This window comes from Pseudomonas sp. MTM4 (genome assembly GCF_019355055.1).
Taxonomy (GTDB): domain Bacteria; phylum Pseudomonadota; class Gammaproteobacteria; order Pseudomonadales; family Pseudomonadaceae; genus Stutzerimonas.
In genome coordinates, this window is record NZ_CP048411.1 from 796,049 (window position 1) to 812,442 (window position 16,394).

Sequence of the window (16,394 nt, forward strand, 5' to 3'; positions counted from 1 at the left end):
CTGCCGGTCCGTCGTGCAAGAACGCCACCGCGGTAGTGGCGTTCCTGTCAGCTTGCCGCTCCGTTTGCCAAGCCATTCAGGCTGGAGCCCGGCGCTATGTATTAACGGTGCCGCTTGCGCCCCCTATCCAGCGTCAAGACCGGCCCGACCTTCCTTTTGAGCAGACCCGGGATAGCCTGCGCCGGATGGACCCTGGTGCGTAGCGTCGGTCGCCAAGAGCTATCGCTCACTAGCTGCAGCTCGGCTGCGGCGTTGGCGTTATAAGCCGCGAGCAAATCGACCTTGCGACGGTTGATGACGTTACCAATGGTTGTGATCGCCTGCCCTTTCCAATGCTTGATGATTCGCGTCGAGTCCACCGAGGGGCCAAAGGTAAAGGCGTTGGCTTCAGCCCAGATGTGCGAGTCATAGCCAACGCCGAAGGCGTAACCGAAGGGGACACGTGCGTCGTCGTTGCGAATGAAATGGTTGTTGTAGACGTCCGCATGCCCCCAGCGGAGGCGCGGGGCGCGCTGGCCGATATTGATGAACTCGTTGTGGTGAATCGTCACCCGCAGCTTGCCCGGATCTCCCGCCGTCGGAGAATCGGTGGAACCGACTAGCATCAGCTTGTCCCGATCCGCGAAGCGGTTATAGGACACCGTGACAAGGTCCGACCCATAGGTGATATCGACCGAGCCATCATGCTGTTGAAAAGGTCTGCCGAAATACATCGGCGCTTGGTCGTCGAAGTTCGGGTCGTCCGTATAGTAGTTGTGATTGATCCAGATGTTGGACGCGCCGTTGATGATCTGAACCATGTCGTATTCGCTGTTCCAGTTTCCGTCCGAGCCATCGGTCGGGTCCCATTGCGGGAAGCAGTCGCTGACGGCTTTGTGGTTCAGGTTACGCACGATCACGTTGCGTTCGCCGTCTATCCGCAACGACAACCCTATCAAGCTCGCCTTGGGGTTCGCTCCGATGATCGTCGTGTTGCTCGGCACCTCGATCACCATGGTGTTTTTCTGATTCTCTGCGGACTGGCGACGCGCGTTCTCCGGACCACCGGAGGGCTCCGTATCCCATCCCCAGACCGCTGGATCGTATGCAGCCAGGTAGCTGTCCAGGGTATATCCGGTCCCCCGCGCATAGTCTTCGCACGTCAGCGGATTGCCTGAATCATCCGAGTTGCCAAGAAGCGCGCCGTGAACGCGAACGATCTTGGGTTCGTCCCCCGCTTCATCGAACGCCGACTTCAATTGAGCGCGCGTGGTGACATCGTAGACACGGCCGGGCACCGCGTAGGCACCACCGCTGGTCCCACCGCCCATCGAGGCAAATCCATCGCGCATCGGCAGCGTCTGCCGCTCCAGCGGAATTCTTCCTCCGGCAAGGCCGGCATTGACGACCACCGACGCACCGGCCGGTGCTGAGGAAAGACCGATGCCCAACGAGATCGTCATAACTGCTGCAACATTTCTCATTTTCTTATCCTTATTTTTGCTGTTGTCATACATCGCTATTGCTTTTCACCGAATTTTCATGTGAAAACGGCGTTTCGGAGTCTGGGCAAGCCCGATGCAGCGTCAATTAAATGTATGACGTCATACCTATTGGCTTAGTATTTTCCGACGGAATGCTTCGCTGGCTGAACGAGGGCAGGTCACGTTTCGAGGTGAGCGAAATCCAAAGAATTGGGCCGGCTCCGCTGGGAGCCTTCTGCCCTGGCCGACTGGTGAGGCTGATCACCAGTTAGGAAAACAACTGTCATGCCTGCGCGGCTGACAAGCCATGCGCTTTAATACTGAAAGCCGTCCGCTCACCCTTGATCGCAGCGGCGTTCTGAAATGGAGGTCTATCATCATCCGCATCCCACAGCTGGCAGTCGACGGCCTGCCCCGCTTCGAAGGACTCACGCTCGACCGCATCGTCACGCCTTCGACACCGGCGGAGTTCTCCCAAGCCGTCGATGACCTCCTGAGCGTCGCGCAGATCGGCTTCGATACCGAATCCAAACCCACCTTCAAGATAGGCGAGGCTTCCACCGGACCTCACGTGATCCAGCTAGCCACGCCGCAAACCACCTACCTGTTTCAGGTCGGCGTGGACGGTTGCGTCGAGGCAGCTAAAGCCGTGCTGGAGTCGAACCAATTACTGAAGGTCGGCTTTGGCCTGAGCTCGGATCGAAGCCGATTGCGCAGTCGCCTGGGCATAGAGTTGCGGCATTACATCGACCTTGGCACGACGCTGCGCTATCAGGGCAAGAAAGGCCAGGTCGGATTGCGCGGCGCGGTCGCAGCGGTGCTGGGCGCTCGGGTGAGTAAATCTCGCAGCGTCTCTACGTCCAACTGGGCGAATCGAACATTGACCGATGCACAACGGTATTACGCCGCAAACGACGCCTACGCCGCGCTACAGGTATACCTAGCCTTAGGCGATAGCGCCGGGCAGCTGCCGGCGGACCGTATCGTCACCGGGTCGGCAAGCCAGTCTGCGTGAGAACACCAAGCCCTCAGGACGTACAGATTTAGCTGTTCAAAAGTATGACGGAGACGAACGACAATGGAGCTTCTGTTGAACATCGACGTCGCAGATCTGGACAAGGCGATCCCCTTCTACCGGGACGCCCTCGGCTTGCGCCATACGCGCTCCCTGTTCAACGGGGCGGCAGCGGAAATGCTGGGTGCTGGCTGCCGCATCTACTTGATCGAGCACGCCGGATCGGAACCGGCCACAGCAATCGGCGATGGCATTCGTACCTATGACCGCCACTGGACGCCCATTCATCCCGACTTCGTCGTTGACGATATCGAAGCATCCGCCACACGCGCGGTAGCGGCCGGTGCACGCCAGGAAACACCGATACGCGTGTTCGCTTGGGGCAAGCTGGTCACGCTGAGCGACCCATTCGGCAACGGCTTTTGCCTGATTCAGTTTCCGAATGAACCGTACGAAAACGAAAGGGACCCTAGCCTGGGCGGCTGATCGCGCGGGTCAGCGATGTTCGAGTCTCTCGGGAACAGACCGAGTGCATCCGGTGTTGAAAATGGCAGCGCTGCCTATCGGCCCCAACCACTCGGCGCAGGCGCATTGGTTACGATCAGCCGGCCAGCGCCACCGCGCAGGTCATGCAAGGCCGCCATAAGATCCGCTGGCCGCAGCTCGCGCATCGCTCTGATCACTTGCCCGATCCGATCGCATTCATGCCCGGCCAGCACCGCCTGCCAGGCTCGTTCGGCATGGCCATTGAGATCGGCAGAAGCAGCGGCTTGCTGATCGGCTGTCGCATGGGCGATCCCTGTCAGATCTTCTGTCGAGCGCTCTGCCAGCTGCAGCGCGAAGGTATCCAGAAACGCCTCGATTTGGCGGAGGATTTCAGTCGCCGAAGCGGTCGGCGACTGCACCGCGAAGAGCATGCCTGGCTGGTCGGCAAACTGGCAGAACCGGCTGAGCACCGCGTAACCCAGCTGTAGCTCACTGCGAATCCGACGAAAGAATTCGCCCTCCAGCAAACGCCCCAGCACACGCCACGCCGCCTCGCCTTCAAGGCCGCGATCAGCGAGGGAACAGAACAGGATGAATGCCGTGTCGCTGGTGACCGCCCCGTCTCCAACCTGATGCCAGTGACTTTCCGTAGGCGGCGCCTCAAGCCAATCCTTGCCCAGCGCAGGCTGACCAGGCAGCGCGCCGACCGATGCCAGCAGCGCCGTAGAGGTCTGCGACGAGAAACCAACCGCCAGCCCATCCCAGCGCGCATCACTCCAGGCGGCGTGAAGCTGTTCGCGATTAACTGATCTGGCCGGCTCGGCTGACTGGTGCATTCCCGCAACCAGACGTGGCAGGCGGTTGAGTAACTGACGAAGCAGCATTTCATCCTGCCCCAGCGAACGGTGCTGTTCTGCCAACCGCGCACACTGGGCAAGCGACGCCTCGGGAGGCTTGGCGAGCAAGTAGGCAATGTCGCCAAGAATGGGTGCCACGGCTTCAGCGAAACCACGCAGGCTCAGCGTCCAGCTATGCCCCATGTCCTCGAATCGCAGTTCCACGCCCGCCTGCCGTGCTGCCCAGACGCATCTTTGCAACGCATGCGACAGCCCATGCCAGAGTGCAGACACCGGCAGTTCAGCGAAGCGCCAACGCAGCATCAATGCAGCCTTGTTGCTTTCCTCTGTCTGTTCCAGCCAGCGCAATGCGGCGACGGGGTTGGCAGCCTTGCCATCCGACACGGCGGTCTTCAACCAGGGATTGGCTTGTGGAATCTGCCAGTGCCAGTCGCGGCGCGGGGCGGTTAATGGCGGCTCGCTAGCCATGCGCAACGGAAATCCATCGCTAGTGACCGAGCCGCACGGAGCCGTATCGACGGTGAGAACCACAGATCCAATGTCCGTCATTCGCTTTATCAGGGTGCGCAGCGCATCACCTATGCCGGCTTCATTGGAGTCGGCGGCCCAGGCCAGCGGCTCCACCCAATGGCGCAGTAGCTTCAAAGGCTCGGCGCCGTGCAGGCTGCGCTCGGCTATCAGTCGGTACTCATCCCAGCACGCTTGCCAACAGGAAGGTTCAACGAAGAAGCGCAGCCAATCCGTCAGCGCATCGACCACAGTGGCTCGCTGCGCCAGGCCCTTGCTCGTCAACGATGCCTCGATGGCCAACACGCCCTGCCCTGCGAACCAGTATGGCACCCGTAGCGACAGCGCCTGGCACAGACCCGCCGCCTGCAAGCGCTGCGGCAAACCATTCGGCGCTTCGGAGGCGATCCAGGTTGCGAGGTAATCCAGCGCCGGCAAGGCGTGCTCATCCAAACCGTCGACAATGAAGGCGAGCAGCAAACGCGGCTGGGTTTGCTCCAGTTGCAGCCTCGACCATCCCTCAGTGCGAGCGTGCAACACGGGCGGGGATCGCCGCACGGCAGCACCTGCGATCAGCGATATGTCGGCCTGTTCCGCAAGGCGCTGCAATACAGCTTCACTCTGCGGCCCGGCCAGTAGCAGCTCCATCTGCCCTGTCCGATAGAAGCGCTGATGGTAGCCGTGCAGCGCCTGCTGGAAATCTGGTTCATCTACCGGCAAGGTTTCCCGGTTGCCGGCATGAAAGCCGCTGGCTGGGTGCGTGGAGTCGATTGCGCGGGCCAACGCCGCATCGGATAGCGTCTCCCGATCCTTAGCGCGGGCAAGGAACTCGGCGTGCAACACCTCGCGCTCACGCAATTGAGCGTCTGGATCGAGCAGCGGATACGCCAGCATATCCAGCAGACGGCGCAAGCCTTCCTCGAGCTGGCCAGCCGGAAGCTGGAAGAAAAAGTCAGTGTATCGCTCTCGCGTCGATGCGTTCAGTTGCCCGCCGCAGGCCTGGATGAAGGGCATCAGGCTCTGCGCCACCGGGTAATCCCGGCTGCCAAGAAACAGCAGGTGTTCGAGAAAATGGGCGAGCCCCGGATAGGTTCGGGGCGCGTCATGGGAACCGGCATGCACCCGTATCATGGCCGCGGCCTGCGCGCTGTGCGGCAGCCGCACCAGACGCACTCGCAACCCGTTGGTCAGAGTCAGTTGCAGCGGGCGTTGGGCTAGATCGGCAAACTGGTGCATGACGGCATCGTGTTTCGGCTGAAGTCACTGAGCATCGCGCCAACTGGAGTTAGACACAATGATTCAGGAGCGGAACCGATGCTCCGCTCAGCAAAACGTCAGGTATCCAGACGTCCATCGAGAAACTGCCGCAGACGGCGCTGCATCAGTTCGCCCGAATTACCGAGGCGCGCAATCGGTGAGCCTCGCAAGCTCTGCTCTGAAAACTCGGCCGCCTCGCCTGCTAACGCCAATGGGCAATCGAGCCCCAACGCGAGTTTGGCCAGTTGACGCAGCAACACCGCGTTCGGCGGTACGTTGGAATACAGCACCAACGCTCTCGGGCGAGTTTTCTCGCAAACCAGTGGCAACTCGTTCAGTGGCTGACCGACTGCCAGCACATTGACCGCAACCGTATCGCTGGACAGCAACAGGCCAGTGACCAGCAGTTCCAGCTCACGACATTGCCCCGGGACCGCAGCCAGCAGTACCCGACTCTTCGCCTGATCGCGATCAAGCTGCAAGCTTTGCAGCACGCGGGCACGGAGAAAGGCATCGAGGAACAGCCATTCGCTGGTCTGGCCATATTCGCCCTGACGCAGCGACAACCGCTGCCACAACGGCAGCATCACATCCTGAAGGACTATCAGCAGCGAATAAGTAGAAATGAGCTGCCCGTAGATCTGTTCAAGCCAGGAGTGATCGAAGCTGCCCACGGCACGCTGCACCTGCGCCGTCCAATCGCCCCACTCGGCTGCGTCCGCATGCCACCGCCCCTCAGACTTTGCAGCGTCGCGAGACAGGATACTGCCCACTTTGCTTACCGCGACGCCGCGGTCAATCCAGGCCAGGATGCTGCGAATCGCTTCGATATCGGCCATGGAATAGAGGCGATGGCCGCTTTCGGTGCGAGTGGGCTGAATGAGGCCGTAGCGGCGCTCCCATGCTCGCAGCGTGACCGCGTTGACGCCTGTCAGGCGCGAGACTTCCCCAATGGGGAACAGTTCGTCCCGCTTGAGCGGATCCAAAGCAGGCATCGTGCAAGCACGGTCAAGTTGAGTCATGACGCGGCAGCTCATGTAGAAGGATTGGCGCATTGTAGCTCAGGGTTGCGCATGGACCGCACGAACCGGTACCAAGGGCGTTATGCCGCGCATGCCGAACCTGCCCTAGAATGTCGCAACACAGACAAGAGCCACCCAGATGATCAATGCCAAACTGCTGCAACTGGTAATCGAAGCCTCCAACGACGGGATCGTGGTCGCCGAGCAGGAAGGCGACGACAACATTCTCATCTACGCTAACCCCGCCTTTCAGCGGCTGACCGGCTACGATGTGGACGATACTCTCTATCAGGATTGTCGTTTTCTACAGGCCGGCCACCGCGACCAGCCCGGGATCGCGGCGATTCGCAAAGCGATCAGAAGCCACCAGCCGTGTCGCCAGACGCTTCGCAATTACCGCAAGGATGGCAGCGCGTTCTGGAACGAGCTTTCGATTACTCCAGTGTTCAACGAAGCTGACCAACTGACCTATTTCATCGGTATCCAGAAGGATGTCAGCCGTGAGGTCGAGGCCAGGCAGCGCGTAGTCGAACTGGAAGCCGAAGTGCGGCGACTCAAGGAACAGCTCGCCACACTGAAGCAATGACTGCGGTTTTCACAGTGCCTGCGGGGCGCGCCGGCACAGGGCGATCAGTGCCTGCACCCAGCTTTCATGAGTATTGAGGCAGGGAATCAGGTGCAGCTCTTCCCCACCCGCAGCGATGAACTGCTCGCGGCCACGATCGCCGATCTCTTCCAGTGTCTCGATGCAATCCGCAACGAATGCCGGGCACATCACCAGCAGCTTCTTGACGCCTTTGGCCGCTAATTCTTCCAGCTGCGCTTCGGTATAAGGCTCGATCCATTTGGCACGACCGAGCCGCGACTGGAACGACACCGACCACTGCTCCGCACGCAATCCGGCGCGCTCGGCAAACGCAGCGCCGCTTTGCATGCACTGAGCACGATAGCAACCTGCGAGTACGGCGCCCTCGGCCCGCTGGCAGCAATCGGCGCCTTTTAGGCAGTGCGAACCGGTTGGATCGGTCTTGTGCAGATGACGCTCGGGCAGGCCGTGAAAGCTCAGCAGCAGATGATCGTATTCTTGCGCCAGGTATGGCTTCACGCTGTCGACCAGTGCATCGAGGTATTCGGGCTGGTCGTAGAAGGGCTGCAGGATCGACAGCCTGATATCCAGGCGATTGTCTCGAATGACCCGGCGTGCTTCCTCGATGGCGGTCGTCGTGGTGCTATCGGCGAATTGCGGATACAGCGGCGCAAAAGTCACCTGCTTGATGCCCCGCTTCGCCAGCCCGACCAAAGCGCGCTTGATCGAGGGCTCGCCATAGCGCATCGCCAACTCCACCGGACCCTCTGTCCAGTGAGGGCGCACCGCATCGGCCAGCCGTTGGCTGAGCACCACCAGCGGTGATCCTTCCGGCCACCAGATTGATGCGTAGGCATGAGCGGACTGCGCGGGGCGTTTAAGCAGAATCAGCGACACCAGCAAGCGGCGAACCGGCCATGGCAGATCGACGACGTAAGGGTCCATCAGGAACTGGTCGAGATAGCGACGCACGTCCGCCACATCGGTGGAAGCCGGTGACCCCAGGTTTACCAATAACAACGCCTGCTCAGACATGCACATTCCTGACTACTGATTGAACAACTACACAGCCCTGCCGGGCGGCGCGCCATTTTCACACAGGCGACCACAGCTTGCGCAGGTCCGCCAATGCCGCATCCAGAAACCCCAACGCCGGGAAGTCGGCACGTTCGTCCCCTGGCAATAGCGCGTTGCGCACCGGTTGCGGCGAGCAGGCATTGTAGGGGCCGTACGCAGGGGGCTGCTGCAACAGAAAATCTATCAGAGCAATTCGTTCGCTCTGGTTACGCACACGTTGCATCGAAACGCCTTTCTACGTGGTACGGCTGTCACGGCTAGCGATGCCCGGCGCGGCTTGAATTGTACAAATCAGGTTGACTTGTACAAGGCCGACTTTAAGATGCCGGCAAATACTGTACAAACAAAACGCCTTGTACAGGTACGTATCGAGGCCAGCCCGATGTCTACGTCAACTGTCATCAAGATCGGTATCAGCGCTTGTCTACTTGGCAATCCGGTGCGCTTCAATGGCGGGCACAAGGAGTCGCGTCTATGCAGCGAAACGCTGGCTCGTCACTTCCAGTTCGTGTCGATTTGCCCCGAAGTGGCCATCGGGCTGGGCACGCCTCGCGAGCCAATCCGGCTGGTTGGCGCCCCTGAGCACCCGCGCGCGGTCGGCACGGTGCATCTGGAGCTGGATGTCACTGATGCGCTAGTTGCTTATGGCGAGCGGATCGCCACCGAGCTGGATGACATCAGTGGCTACATCCTGATGCAGAAATCCCCCTCCTGCGGCGTGGAGCGGGTGAAGGTGTACCAGGCCAGCGGCCATCCGGCCGAAGGCGGCGGCTCCGGCCTGTTTGCCCAGGGCCTGATGCGGATGCGGCCAGATCTGCCGATCGAAGAGGCTGGCAGACTCAATGACCCGGTGCTGCGCGAGAACTTTCTGACGCGAATATATGCCCATGCCGAATGGCAGCGCCTGCTGCGTACGGGCCTGACACGCAAGGCCCTGGTGAATTTCCATTCACGCCACAAGTACCAGCTCATGGCGAGCGACCCGCTGCAATACAAAGCGCTCGGTCGGATGGTCGGGGGCGTCGGCAATATATCGCTGGAGGAATTCGCACCGGCTTACTTCAGCCAGCTGATGGCGGCGCTGAAAAAGAACGCCTCGCGCGGCAACCACAGCAACGTTTTGCAGCACCTGAGTGGTTATCTAAAAAAATATCTCGAAGGCGACGACAAACAGGAACTGCAGCGCCTGATAACCCAGTATCGCGAAGGCATCGTACCCCTCATCGTGCCACTGACGCTGCTTAAACACCACTTCCGCCGGCATCCGGATCGCTACGTAGCCAGCCAGGCCTATCTGCAGCCGCATCCTGAAGACCTCAGCTTGCGCAACGGGATCTGAATACTTGCACATGAATCAGCTGATCTGGCTGCGCAGCGATCTGCGCGTGACCGACAATACCGCCCTGTCCGCCGCGATGAACGCTGGCCCGACCATCGCGCTGTACCTGATCACGCCCGTGCAGTGGCTCGCCCATGGCGACGCGGCCTGCAAGGTCGATTTTTGGCTGCGCAACCTGGGCGCTCTCTCGGCACGTCTCGCCGAGCTGAACGTGCCGCTACTGATCCGCTGCGTCGATGACTGGCAAGCCGTGCCCGCGCTTGTCGCCGATCTCTGCCGCGAGCACGAAATCGGCAGCGTGCATATCAATGACGAATATGGCGTGAACGAGCAACGACGTGACGAGGCGGTGGCCGCAGCACTCCTCCACACGGGCGCGTCGCTGCGACAGCATCTGGACCAGCTGCTTTTTGCACCAGGCAGCGTGCAATCCTTGGCCGGCCAGGGCTTCAAGGTCTTCAGCCCGTTCCGCAAGGGCTGCTATTCACGCCTGAGCCATTCACTGCCGCGCTGCTTGCCGGTACCCGCGCCGCAAGCGTGGCTGCCCGTGTCACGCGATCCGCTCCCAATGACGATAGAAGGCTTCGCGCCGCCTACCGAGCAACTGCGCTCGTTCTGGCCCGCCGGCGAAGACTTCGCACGTACACGTCTGGCCTGCTTTGTCGAAGACGACATGGCCGATTATCAGCAGCGCCGCGACCTTCCCGCCGAGCCTGGCACCAGTCAGCTGTCGCCCTACCTGGCCGCCGGCGTCATTTCGCCCCGGCAATGTCTTCACGCCGCTCTGGCAACGAACCGGGGCGAGCTCGACAGCGGTAATCCGGGCGCTGTCACCTGGATCAACGAACTGCTCTGGCGCGAATTCTACAAACATGTGCTGGTGGGCTATCCGCGAGTATCGATGGGGCGCGCCTTTCGCCCTGAAACCGAAGCCCTGCCCTGGCGCAACGCGCCCGATGAGCTGGCTGCCTGGCAGCAGGGGCGCACCGGTTTTCCAATCATCGATGCGGCCATGCGGCAACTGCTGGCGACCGGCTGGATGCATAACCGCCTGCGCATGCTGGTCGCCATGTTTCTGAGCAAGAACCTGCTGATCGACTGGCGCGAAGGCGAGCGTTGGTTCATGCGGCACCTGATCGATGGCGACCTCGCCGCGAACAACGGCGGCTGGCAATGGAGCGCTTCGACCGGCACCGACTCGGTGCCCTACTTCCGCCTGTTCAATCCGCTCAGCCAGTCGGCGAAATTCGATCCGCAAGGCCGTTTCCTCCGCCAGTGGTTGCCTGAGCTGGCGCACTTGAACGATCGCGACATCCATGACCCGAGTTTCCGCCAGGGCCTTCATCTCAACGGCTACCCACACCCGATCACCGAGTTGGCGACTAGCCGTGAGCGCGCCCTGTCTGCCTTCAGACATTTGGCAAAGCGCTTATGACTGATCCGCGAATGTCACGCCGAAGCGCTATTTCAGTACTGCAAACACCACGCGACTCGTCTCGGAGACATAGCATGTCCAGCGACACCTTCACGCTTAAGGATCACTACCGCAAAGCCGATCGCATCATGCTTGGTGTGCTGTGGTTTCTGACCGCCTACGCGCTCGGCCTGGCCACGCTGTATGGCAATTGGGCGCAGGCCATTGCTATCGGCAGCGGTACGGCACTGGCCATGACGCTGCTGCATGGCCTGATTGCCGGAGAGCGTCTGCTGCGCTGTCTGATCGGTGCAGGCTTCATGGTCATGGCCGCGCTGCACATCAACCTCGCCCACGGCATGCTGGAAATGCACTTCGGCATCTTCGCGCTGCTTGCCTTTCTGGTGTACTACCGAGACTGGCTGCCAATCGTCGTGGCGGCCACCACCATTGCTATTCATCACCTGAGCTTCTTTGCTCTGCAACAGCAGCAGGCTGGCGTATTCGTGATGCCCGACGGCAGCTGGGGCGTGGTGATGCTGCATGCGTTCTATGTGGTGCTGGAGAGCGCAATCCTGATCTATCTGGCCGTGCGCGCCAATGCCGAGGCGCGCGAAGGCGAAGCGCTGCTAAGTGCCGCTGCCGACATTACGCGCGATCCCGTGCAGATCGATCTGCGCCAACGCAGCGGTGCCAGCGGGCCGATCGCCCAGCGCTTCAACCACTTTCTCGATCAGCTCGCCGAGCTGGTTGGCGCAACGGTCCGTGATACACGGGGCCTGGACGACACCGCCAGCCACCTGCACCAAGCTACTCGCGACATGCGCGAGGGTGCCGATCGGCAGCTTGCAGAGACCGCCTACATGGTCAACGCCATGCAGCAGATGTCGACCGCCATTGATAACGTCGCGAGCCACGCCGACCGGGCTGCCCAGGCCGCACACTCGGCCAATATGAAGGCCGAACAGGGGCGAGCCGCCGTGTCGACCAGCCTGAAGGAAATCACCGGGCTCGCCCGGCGCATCGACGCCACCGATGCAACGATGCAGGACCTGGCCGTCCAGTCCGAACAGATCGGCCGCGTGCTGGATGTGATTCGAAGCATTGCCGATCAGACCAACCTGCTCGCGCTCAACGCCGCGATCGAAGCGGCGCGGGCCGGCGAGCAAGGGCGGGGTTTCGCTGTGGTCGCCGAAGAGGTGCGTAACCTGGCGAGCAAGACAGCCGAGTCCACCGGCGAAATCCACGAAATCATCAGCCGCCTGCAACAGGACAGCCGCAAGGCCGTCGAATCCATGCAGCAAAGCCGTGACAGCGTCGGCCGCTGCGTCGCAGACAGTCAGCAGACGACCTTGCTGCTGGCAGCGGTCGCGCAGGAAATCGATGCGATCAGCCAGATGAACGAACTGATTGCCGCAGCGACTCATCAGCAGACCACCGTATCGGCGGATGTTGCCCGTCACTTGCAGAGCGTCCAGCAGATCGCCGATCAGAATGCGTCAGATGCGAATCGGCTCGATCAGGACAGCAGCGATCTCAGCGCATTGGCCTCGCGGCTAGGCTCGCTCAGCGGCCGCTTTGCCCTGAACTGAAGCGATCACAGGGTTTGGAATCGGCGATATTTAAATGGTCTGATGGGCGCTTGTGCATTTCTGCCATCAGTAACCAATAGGAGCCGTGCCGATGATCCCCGCCCCGTTGATCGAAACCTTGCGCAGCGCCCAGCACATCGTTGTGTTCACCGGAGCGGGCGTCTCGGCCGAAAGCGGTATTCCAACGTTCCGCGACTCGCTGACCGGGCTCTGGGAACGCTTCGACGCCGCCTCGCTGGCCACACCCGAGGCCTTCTGCGCGGACCCGGAACTGGTCTGGGGCTGGTACGAATGGCGCCGCATGAAGGTTCTGCAAGCTCAGCCTAACCCGGCGCACCGGGCCATTGCCGAGCTGAGCCGGCATGTACCGCGCCTCACGCTGATCACTCAGAACGTCGACGATCTGCATGAGCGTGCCGGCAGCGATGAGGTCGTTCATCTGCATGGCAGTTTGCATCGGCCGCGCTGTTTCGAATGCGGCGAAGCTCCGAACGGACCGCTCGGCATGCCCGACGAACCGGAAGGCGGCCGCCGAGTACAGCCACCTCGATGCGCGGTCTGCGATGGCCCGTTGCGCCCCGGTGTGGTCTGGTTTGGCGAGAGCCTGCCGGTCGATCAGCTAAACACCGCATTCGCTGCGGCGGAGCACTGTGATGTGCTGATATCGGTAGGCACCTCCGGCCTAGTCTACCCGGCGGCAGAAATGCCAGGGCTGGCCTGGCGTGCCGGTGCGACTGTCATCCACGTCAATCCCCAGGCCATGGCCAGCCACGGTAAACGGGAATACGCATTGGCTGGCCCGGCTGGCGAAAAGTTGCCTGAACTCATACAGGAGACGTTTGGAAGCTCCAGAGACTGAAAGCCGGCTGCGCCGCCTGATAGGAATCGGCGAACGCCATCCCGGCGAACTCGCAATGTGAAGGTGTCGCAAAGTCTGGTCCGACCGCGCCGGAGCCACCATGCCCGGCGCAACCTACATGACGCTCTGCGTACCGGGCGTGACCGGCACCCACCGGTCAAAGCCTTCTTCGACTGGCTGAACAGCGAGGCCGTCAGTCGCTAAGGCCTGTCAGGTCAAGGGCGTGATCACCGCGGTTTGATACGCAGGGCGCTGTTGCAGCCGCTCATACCAGTGCCGCAGATGCGGCAGGTCTGGTCGTTCGATGGGCATCTCGAACCAGGCGTAGGCGAAGCAACCTAGGGGGATATCGCCCATGCCGAATGAATCACCCGACAGGTACGGCTGCTCTGCCAAGGCTCGGTCGGCGATGGCGAGCAGCTTGCCGCACTCCTCCAGCGCTGCTTGCACGGCGGTCATGTCCCGCTTTTCCGGGGCGGTGCGCACGATGTTCCAGAACAACGGGCGGAAGGATGTGGCCAGGGATGAGGTCGCCCAATCCATCCATTTGTCAGCGCCGGCGCGCTGGCGCGGATCGGTGCTCCAGAGCGTGCCCTCGCCATACTGTGCGGCGAGGTAGCGAACGATGGTGTTCGATTCCCATAGCACCAGCTCGCCGTCTTCGAGGCATGGCACCAGGCGATTCGGATTCTTTGCGATGTACTCGGCTTCTCCCACCACGCCAAATGCGCCTCCCGCATCGACGCGGGTGTAAGGGACGCCAAGCTCTTCGAGGCACCAGAGCGCCTTCCTCACGTTGGTCGAATTGATTCGGCCCCATAGCTTCAACATGCAATCGTCCTCCGTCGGTTCGGCGTTCATCGCCGGGGCCAAACCCTAGCGCATTTTATGTCGCCCGCAACGTTCAAGCCGCTCAGAGGGCTTTTCTTCGCGCCTTGAGCAAACGCGTTGCGCCTTGCGCCTTCTGGGTGAACCACAGCACCCGGCTGACGCCCCGGGTGATCGCCACATAGGCCAGGCGCAGACTCTCGTCGGCCATGGCCTGGTCATAGCTGTTTCGGAAAAAACCTGAATAGGCATACAGTGCGTTGCGCAGCGGGTGCTTTTCCGGCGGTGAGCAGTCATCGACGATGATCGCGACCTCCGCCTGCAATCCCTTGGCGCGGTGAATGGTGTAGGTCTTGACCGGCAACTTCTTGTCCAGCTTGGCCTGAATGGCGCGCAACGGCTCGTTGCGTCGGCTCAGCACCAGCACGGCGTTGCGATCGGCGTCTGGCCGGGCTTCGACATGCGCGCACTGCGCCTCGATCTGCCTGATCAGGTCCGGCAGGCGGGCTTTCAGGTCGAAGCCTGTCACCAGCTTCACCCCGTGATCGCCTGGCTGAGTGGCCTTGCCGGCTTTGCTGGTTTTGTTCTGTTTGAACTCGACGCCGGCCAGCACCGCCTCACCATCGCGGATAATCGGTTCGATGGAGCGATAGTTGGTTTCCAGCATCAGCACCAGGCTCTTCTTCGACGCGCCTTTGCTAGGAAAATACTTGTCGAAATCCATGAACAGCTCTGGCGAGCTACCGCGCCAGCCGTAAATCGACTGCCAGTCGTCGCCGATAGCCATGAGACTGATCGGCTCGCCCAGACCGGCCAACGACCGATGCGTCGCCTGCAACCACTGGACGATCTGCGGTGAGATGTCCTGAAACTCGTCGATCAGCAAATGGCTGAACGGTGCCAAGGCATCGACCGAAGCACCTTTCCCTCCCGCCGCCAGACGCTGCGTAAGCTGCTGAAACGCGCCGTTGAAGGTCATCAGCCCCTGCGCCTGCAGTGCTGCCTGAAAATGCTTCCAGAACAGGACCAGGGCATCGATGAACCAGCGTTCACGTTCCGAGCAGGTCATCCGGCCGGCCTGCATCTGTTCGATGCGGATGCCGATGCTCTCGATGAAACCCGCCTGCGCATAGAACGCTTCGAACAACGGGACAGCGACGAATTCACCCGCCAGCTTGAACGCATCCAGCGGCGCTTTTGGCGTTTTGCGCTGATCGGCAACCGGCGATGGCAGGTCGAGTAACTGGTGCACCAATGTTCGGAAGCCTTCCTCTTCGGCATAACAGCTCTGGTAGGCCTGCTTCAGCAGCCGCTGCTGCGCCGGTCGCAAACGCGAGGCGGCCAGCGGATTGTCCAGTTCGGTGGGCGAGGCGCCCTTGTCGTCCAGCTGTTCGAACCAGACCGGTTTGCCCAGCACGTCCTTGGTCAGCACCGCCATCGCCGAATGAAAGGTCCGTACGCATTGGCGCGCGCTAGCGGGGTCGAACGCGAAGTTCCAGAAGCCAAGCACTCGCACCAACTGCTCGCGCAGCTGCGTGCAGGAGGCATTGGTGAAGGAAATCACCGTCAGCCGCTCCGGTGGGATCTCCAGGTGACAGAGCATGAACACCACGCGCAGCACCAGCGTGGTGGATTTGCCCGAGCCGGCACCGGCGAAGATCCGCGTTACCGGGCTGTCGCTGAGGATCATCCCCCATTGTTCCTCGGACGGCGCGCAGATCACCCCGGCGTCGACAGCACGGCCACCCCGCAGGCGCATCGCCTGGATCTGCTGATCTTCGACCGACAGTTTCGCCGGCCCGTAGATACCTTCGCTGGCGGGCTTGCGGGGTTTCGCTCTGGGTTTGGCGGCTGCATCTGCTTGCTTGACCTTGCGACCGACTGCGGCGGGCGGCTTGCCGGTGTGTTTGGCGACTCGCTTGCCGGCCTGTTTGGGAGCGGAGCCGGGCCAACGGTGCAGGATCAACTCTTCTTCCGATTGCAAATAGGCCGAGGTGCGTGGAAAGCAACGCGCCAATGCTCCCGAAACCAGGCGCTTGTAGCGTTTGACGGCAGACAACATGACGATCAACCAGACATGAACAAGTGGCTG

14 protein-coding genes and 1 pseudogene are annotated in these 16,394 nt (G+C 61.4%); 8 read left to right on the forward strand and 7 right to left on the reverse strand.

Annotation, left to right across the window (positions count from 1 at the left end; all coding sequences use genetic code 11):
* Positions 1 to 101: 101 nt before the first annotated feature.
* The gene (locus tag GYM54_RS03590) at positions 102 to 1,496 is read right to left on the reverse strand and encodes a polysaccharide lyase family 1 protein (RefSeq protein ID WP_197445088.1); all 1,395 of its coding nucleotides are present in this window, start codon (positions 1,494 to 1,496) and stop codon (positions 102 to 104) included.
* Between the two features lie 274 nt (positions 1,497 to 1,770).
* On the opposite strand from GYM54_RS03590, the gene GYM54_RS03595 reads away from it, so the two are divergent.
* Both GYM54_RS03595 and GYM54_RS03600 read left to right on the forward strand, forming a co-directional pair.
* Positions 1,771 to 2,478 (forward strand): 3'-5' exonuclease domain-containing protein 2, encoded by a 708-nt coding sequence (locus GYM54_RS03595; RefSeq protein ID WP_197445089.1) that lies wholly within the window; start codon positions 1,771 to 1,773, stop codon positions 2,476 to 2,478.
* Positions 2,479 to 2,541: 63 nt separating this feature from the next.
* On the forward strand, positions 2,542 to 2,964 hold the full coding sequence (locus GYM54_RS03600; protein ID WP_197445090.1) for a VOC family protein: 423 nt from the start codon (positions 2,542 to 2,544) through the stop codon (positions 2,962 to 2,964).
* A 74-nt stretch (positions 2,965 to 3,038) separates the two neighbouring features.
* On the opposite strand, the gene pqqF is transcribed toward GYM54_RS03600, so the two are convergent.
* A complete protein-coding gene (pqqF, locus tag GYM54_RS03605; protein ID WP_197445091.1) occupies positions 3,039 to 5,564 on the reverse strand; it encodes a pyrroloquinoline quinone biosynthesis protein PqqF in 2,526 nt (841 codons plus the stop codon).
* Between the two features lie 98 nt (positions 5,565 to 5,662).
* Positions 5,663 to 6,607: a MerR family transcriptional regulator gene (locus GYM54_RS03610; protein ID WP_231752172.1), complete on the reverse strand. Its 945-nt coding sequence runs from the start codon at positions 6,605 to 6,607 to the stop codon at positions 5,663 to 5,665.
* Positions 6,608 to 6,746: 139 nt separating this feature from the next.
* Between GYM54_RS03610 and GYM54_RS03615 the strand changes: the two genes are divergently transcribed.
* Positions 6,747 to 7,193: a PAS domain-containing protein gene (locus GYM54_RS03615; RefSeq protein ID WP_131648868.1), complete on the forward strand. Its 447-nt coding sequence runs from the start codon at positions 6,747 to 6,749 to the stop codon at positions 7,191 to 7,193.
* Between the two features lie 9 nt (positions 7,194 to 7,202).
* Here the strand turns inward: GYM54_RS03615 and hemH are convergent, their stop codons facing one another.
* Together hemH and GYM54_RS03625 are read right to left on the reverse strand one after the other, a co-directional pair.
* Positions 7,203 to 8,228: a ferrochelatase gene (gene hemH, locus GYM54_RS03620; protein ID WP_197445092.1), complete on the reverse strand. Its 1,026-nt coding sequence runs from the start codon at positions 8,226 to 8,228 to the stop codon at positions 7,203 to 7,205.
* A gap of 58 nt (positions 8,229 to 8,286) precedes the next feature.
* Entirely contained in the window at positions 8,287 to 8,493 is a 207-nt protein-coding gene (locus tag GYM54_RS03625; protein WP_131648870.1) for a hypothetical protein, read from the reverse strand.
* Between the two features lie 159 nt (positions 8,494 to 8,652).
* On the opposite strand from GYM54_RS03625, the gene GYM54_RS03630 reads away from it, so the two are divergent.
* From GYM54_RS03630 to GYM54_RS21940, 5 genes and pseudogenes are all read left to right on the forward strand, one after another.
* On the forward strand, positions 8,653 to 9,609 hold the full coding sequence (locus GYM54_RS03630) for a DUF523 and DUF1722 domain-containing protein (RefSeq protein ID WP_181103472.1): 957 nt from the start codon (positions 8,653 to 8,655) through the stop codon (positions 9,607 to 9,609).
* Between the two features lie 10 nt (positions 9,610 to 9,619).
* On the forward strand, positions 9,620 to 11,044 hold the full coding sequence (gene phrB, locus GYM54_RS03635) for a deoxyribodipyrimidine photo-lyase (protein ID WP_197445093.1): 1,425 nt from the start codon (positions 9,620 to 9,622) through the stop codon (positions 11,042 to 11,044).
* A gap of 74 nt (positions 11,045 to 11,118) precedes the next feature.
* Positions 11,119 to 12,615 carry a methyl-accepting chemotaxis protein gene (locus GYM54_RS03640; RefSeq protein WP_197445094.1) on the forward strand — a complete coding sequence of 499 codons (1,497 nt, stop codon included), beginning with the start codon at positions 11,119 to 11,121 and terminating at the stop codon, positions 12,613 to 12,615.
* Between the two features lie 91 nt (positions 12,616 to 12,706).
* On the forward strand, positions 12,707 to 13,474 hold the full coding sequence (locus GYM54_RS03645; protein ID WP_197445095.1) for an NAD-dependent deacylase: 768 nt from the start codon (positions 12,707 to 12,709) through the stop codon (positions 13,472 to 13,474).
* A 106-nt stretch (positions 13,475 to 13,580) separates the two neighbouring features.
* Positions 13,581 to 13,678 (forward strand): annotated as a pseudogene (locus tag GYM54_RS21940) (LysR family transcriptional regulator); the annotation flags it as partial.
* A gap of 6 nt (positions 13,679 to 13,684) precedes the next feature.
* On the opposite strand, the gene GYM54_RS03650 reads toward GYM54_RS21940, so the two are convergent.
* Together GYM54_RS03650 and GYM54_RS03655 are read right to left on the reverse strand one after the other, a co-directional pair.
* On the reverse strand, positions 13,685 to 14,305 hold the full coding sequence (locus tag GYM54_RS03650; protein WP_181103463.1) for a glutathione S-transferase: 621 nt from the start codon (positions 14,303 to 14,305) through the stop codon (positions 13,685 to 13,687).
* An 82-nt stretch (positions 14,306 to 14,387) separates the two neighbouring features.
* Positions 14,388 to 16,364 (reverse strand): DEAD/DEAH box helicase, encoded by a 1,977-nt coding sequence (locus GYM54_RS03655; RefSeq protein WP_197445096.1) that lies wholly within the window; start codon positions 16,362 to 16,364, stop codon positions 14,388 to 14,390.
* Positions 16,365 to 16,394: the final 30 nt, after the last annotated feature.

What these genes read in the sequence shown, in the direction of transcription:
- GYM54_RS03640 (WP_197445094.1), top strand. Translation starts at nt 11,119, where the DNA reads ATGTCCAGCGACACCTTCACGCTTAAGGATCACTACCGCAAAGCCGAT.
- GYM54_RS03645 (WP_197445095.1), top strand. Translation starts at nt 12,707, where the DNA reads ATGATCCCCGCCCCGTTGATCGAAACCTTGCGCAGCGCCCAGCACATC.
- GYM54_RS03595 (WP_197445089.1), top strand. Translation starts at nt 1,771, where the DNA reads ATGCGCTTTAATACTGAAAGCCGTCCGCTCACCCTTGATCGCAGCGGC.
- GYM54_RS03650 (WP_181103463.1), bottom strand. Translation starts at nt 14,305, where the DNA reads ATGTTGAAGCTATGGGGCCGAATCAATTCGACCAACGTGAGGAAGGCG.
- GYM54_RS03600 (WP_197445090.1), top strand. Translation starts at nt 2,542, where the DNA reads ATGGAGCTTCTGTTGAACATCGACGTCGCAGATCTGGACAAGGCGATC.
- GYM54_RS03655 (WP_197445096.1), bottom strand. Translation starts at nt 16,364, where the DNA reads ATGTTGTCTGCCGTCAAACGCTACAAGCGCCTGGTTTCGGGAGCATTG.
- pqqF (WP_197445091.1), bottom strand. Translation starts at nt 5,564, where the DNA reads ATGCACCAGTTTGCCGATCTAGCCCAACGCCCGCTGCAACTGACTCTG.
- GYM54_RS03625 (WP_131648870.1), bottom strand. Translation starts at nt 8,493, where the DNA reads ATGCAACGTGTGCGTAACCAGAGCGAACGAATTGCTCTGATAGATTTT.
- hemH (WP_197445092.1), bottom strand. Translation starts at nt 8,228, where the DNA reads ATGTCTGAGCAGGCGTTGTTATTGGTAAACCTGGGGTCACCGGCTTCC.
- GYM54_RS03610 (WP_231752172.1), bottom strand. Translation starts at nt 6,607, where the DNA reads ATGACTCAACTTGACCGTGCTTGCACGATGCCTGCTTTGGATCCGCTC.
- GYM54_RS03590 (WP_197445088.1), bottom strand. Translation starts at nt 1,496, where the DNA reads ATGTATGACAACAGCAAAAATAAGGATAAGAAAATGAGAAATGTTGCA.
- phrB (WP_197445093.1), top strand. Translation starts at nt 9,620, where the DNA reads ATGAATCAGCTGATCTGGCTGCGCAGCGATCTGCGCGTGACCGACAAT.
- GYM54_RS03630 (WP_181103472.1), top strand. Translation starts at nt 8,653, where the DNA reads ATGTCTACGTCAACTGTCATCAAGATCGGTATCAGCGCTTGTCTACTT.
- GYM54_RS03615 (WP_131648868.1), top strand. Translation starts at nt 6,747, where the DNA reads ATGATCAATGCCAAACTGCTGCAACTGGTAATCGAAGCCTCCAACGAC.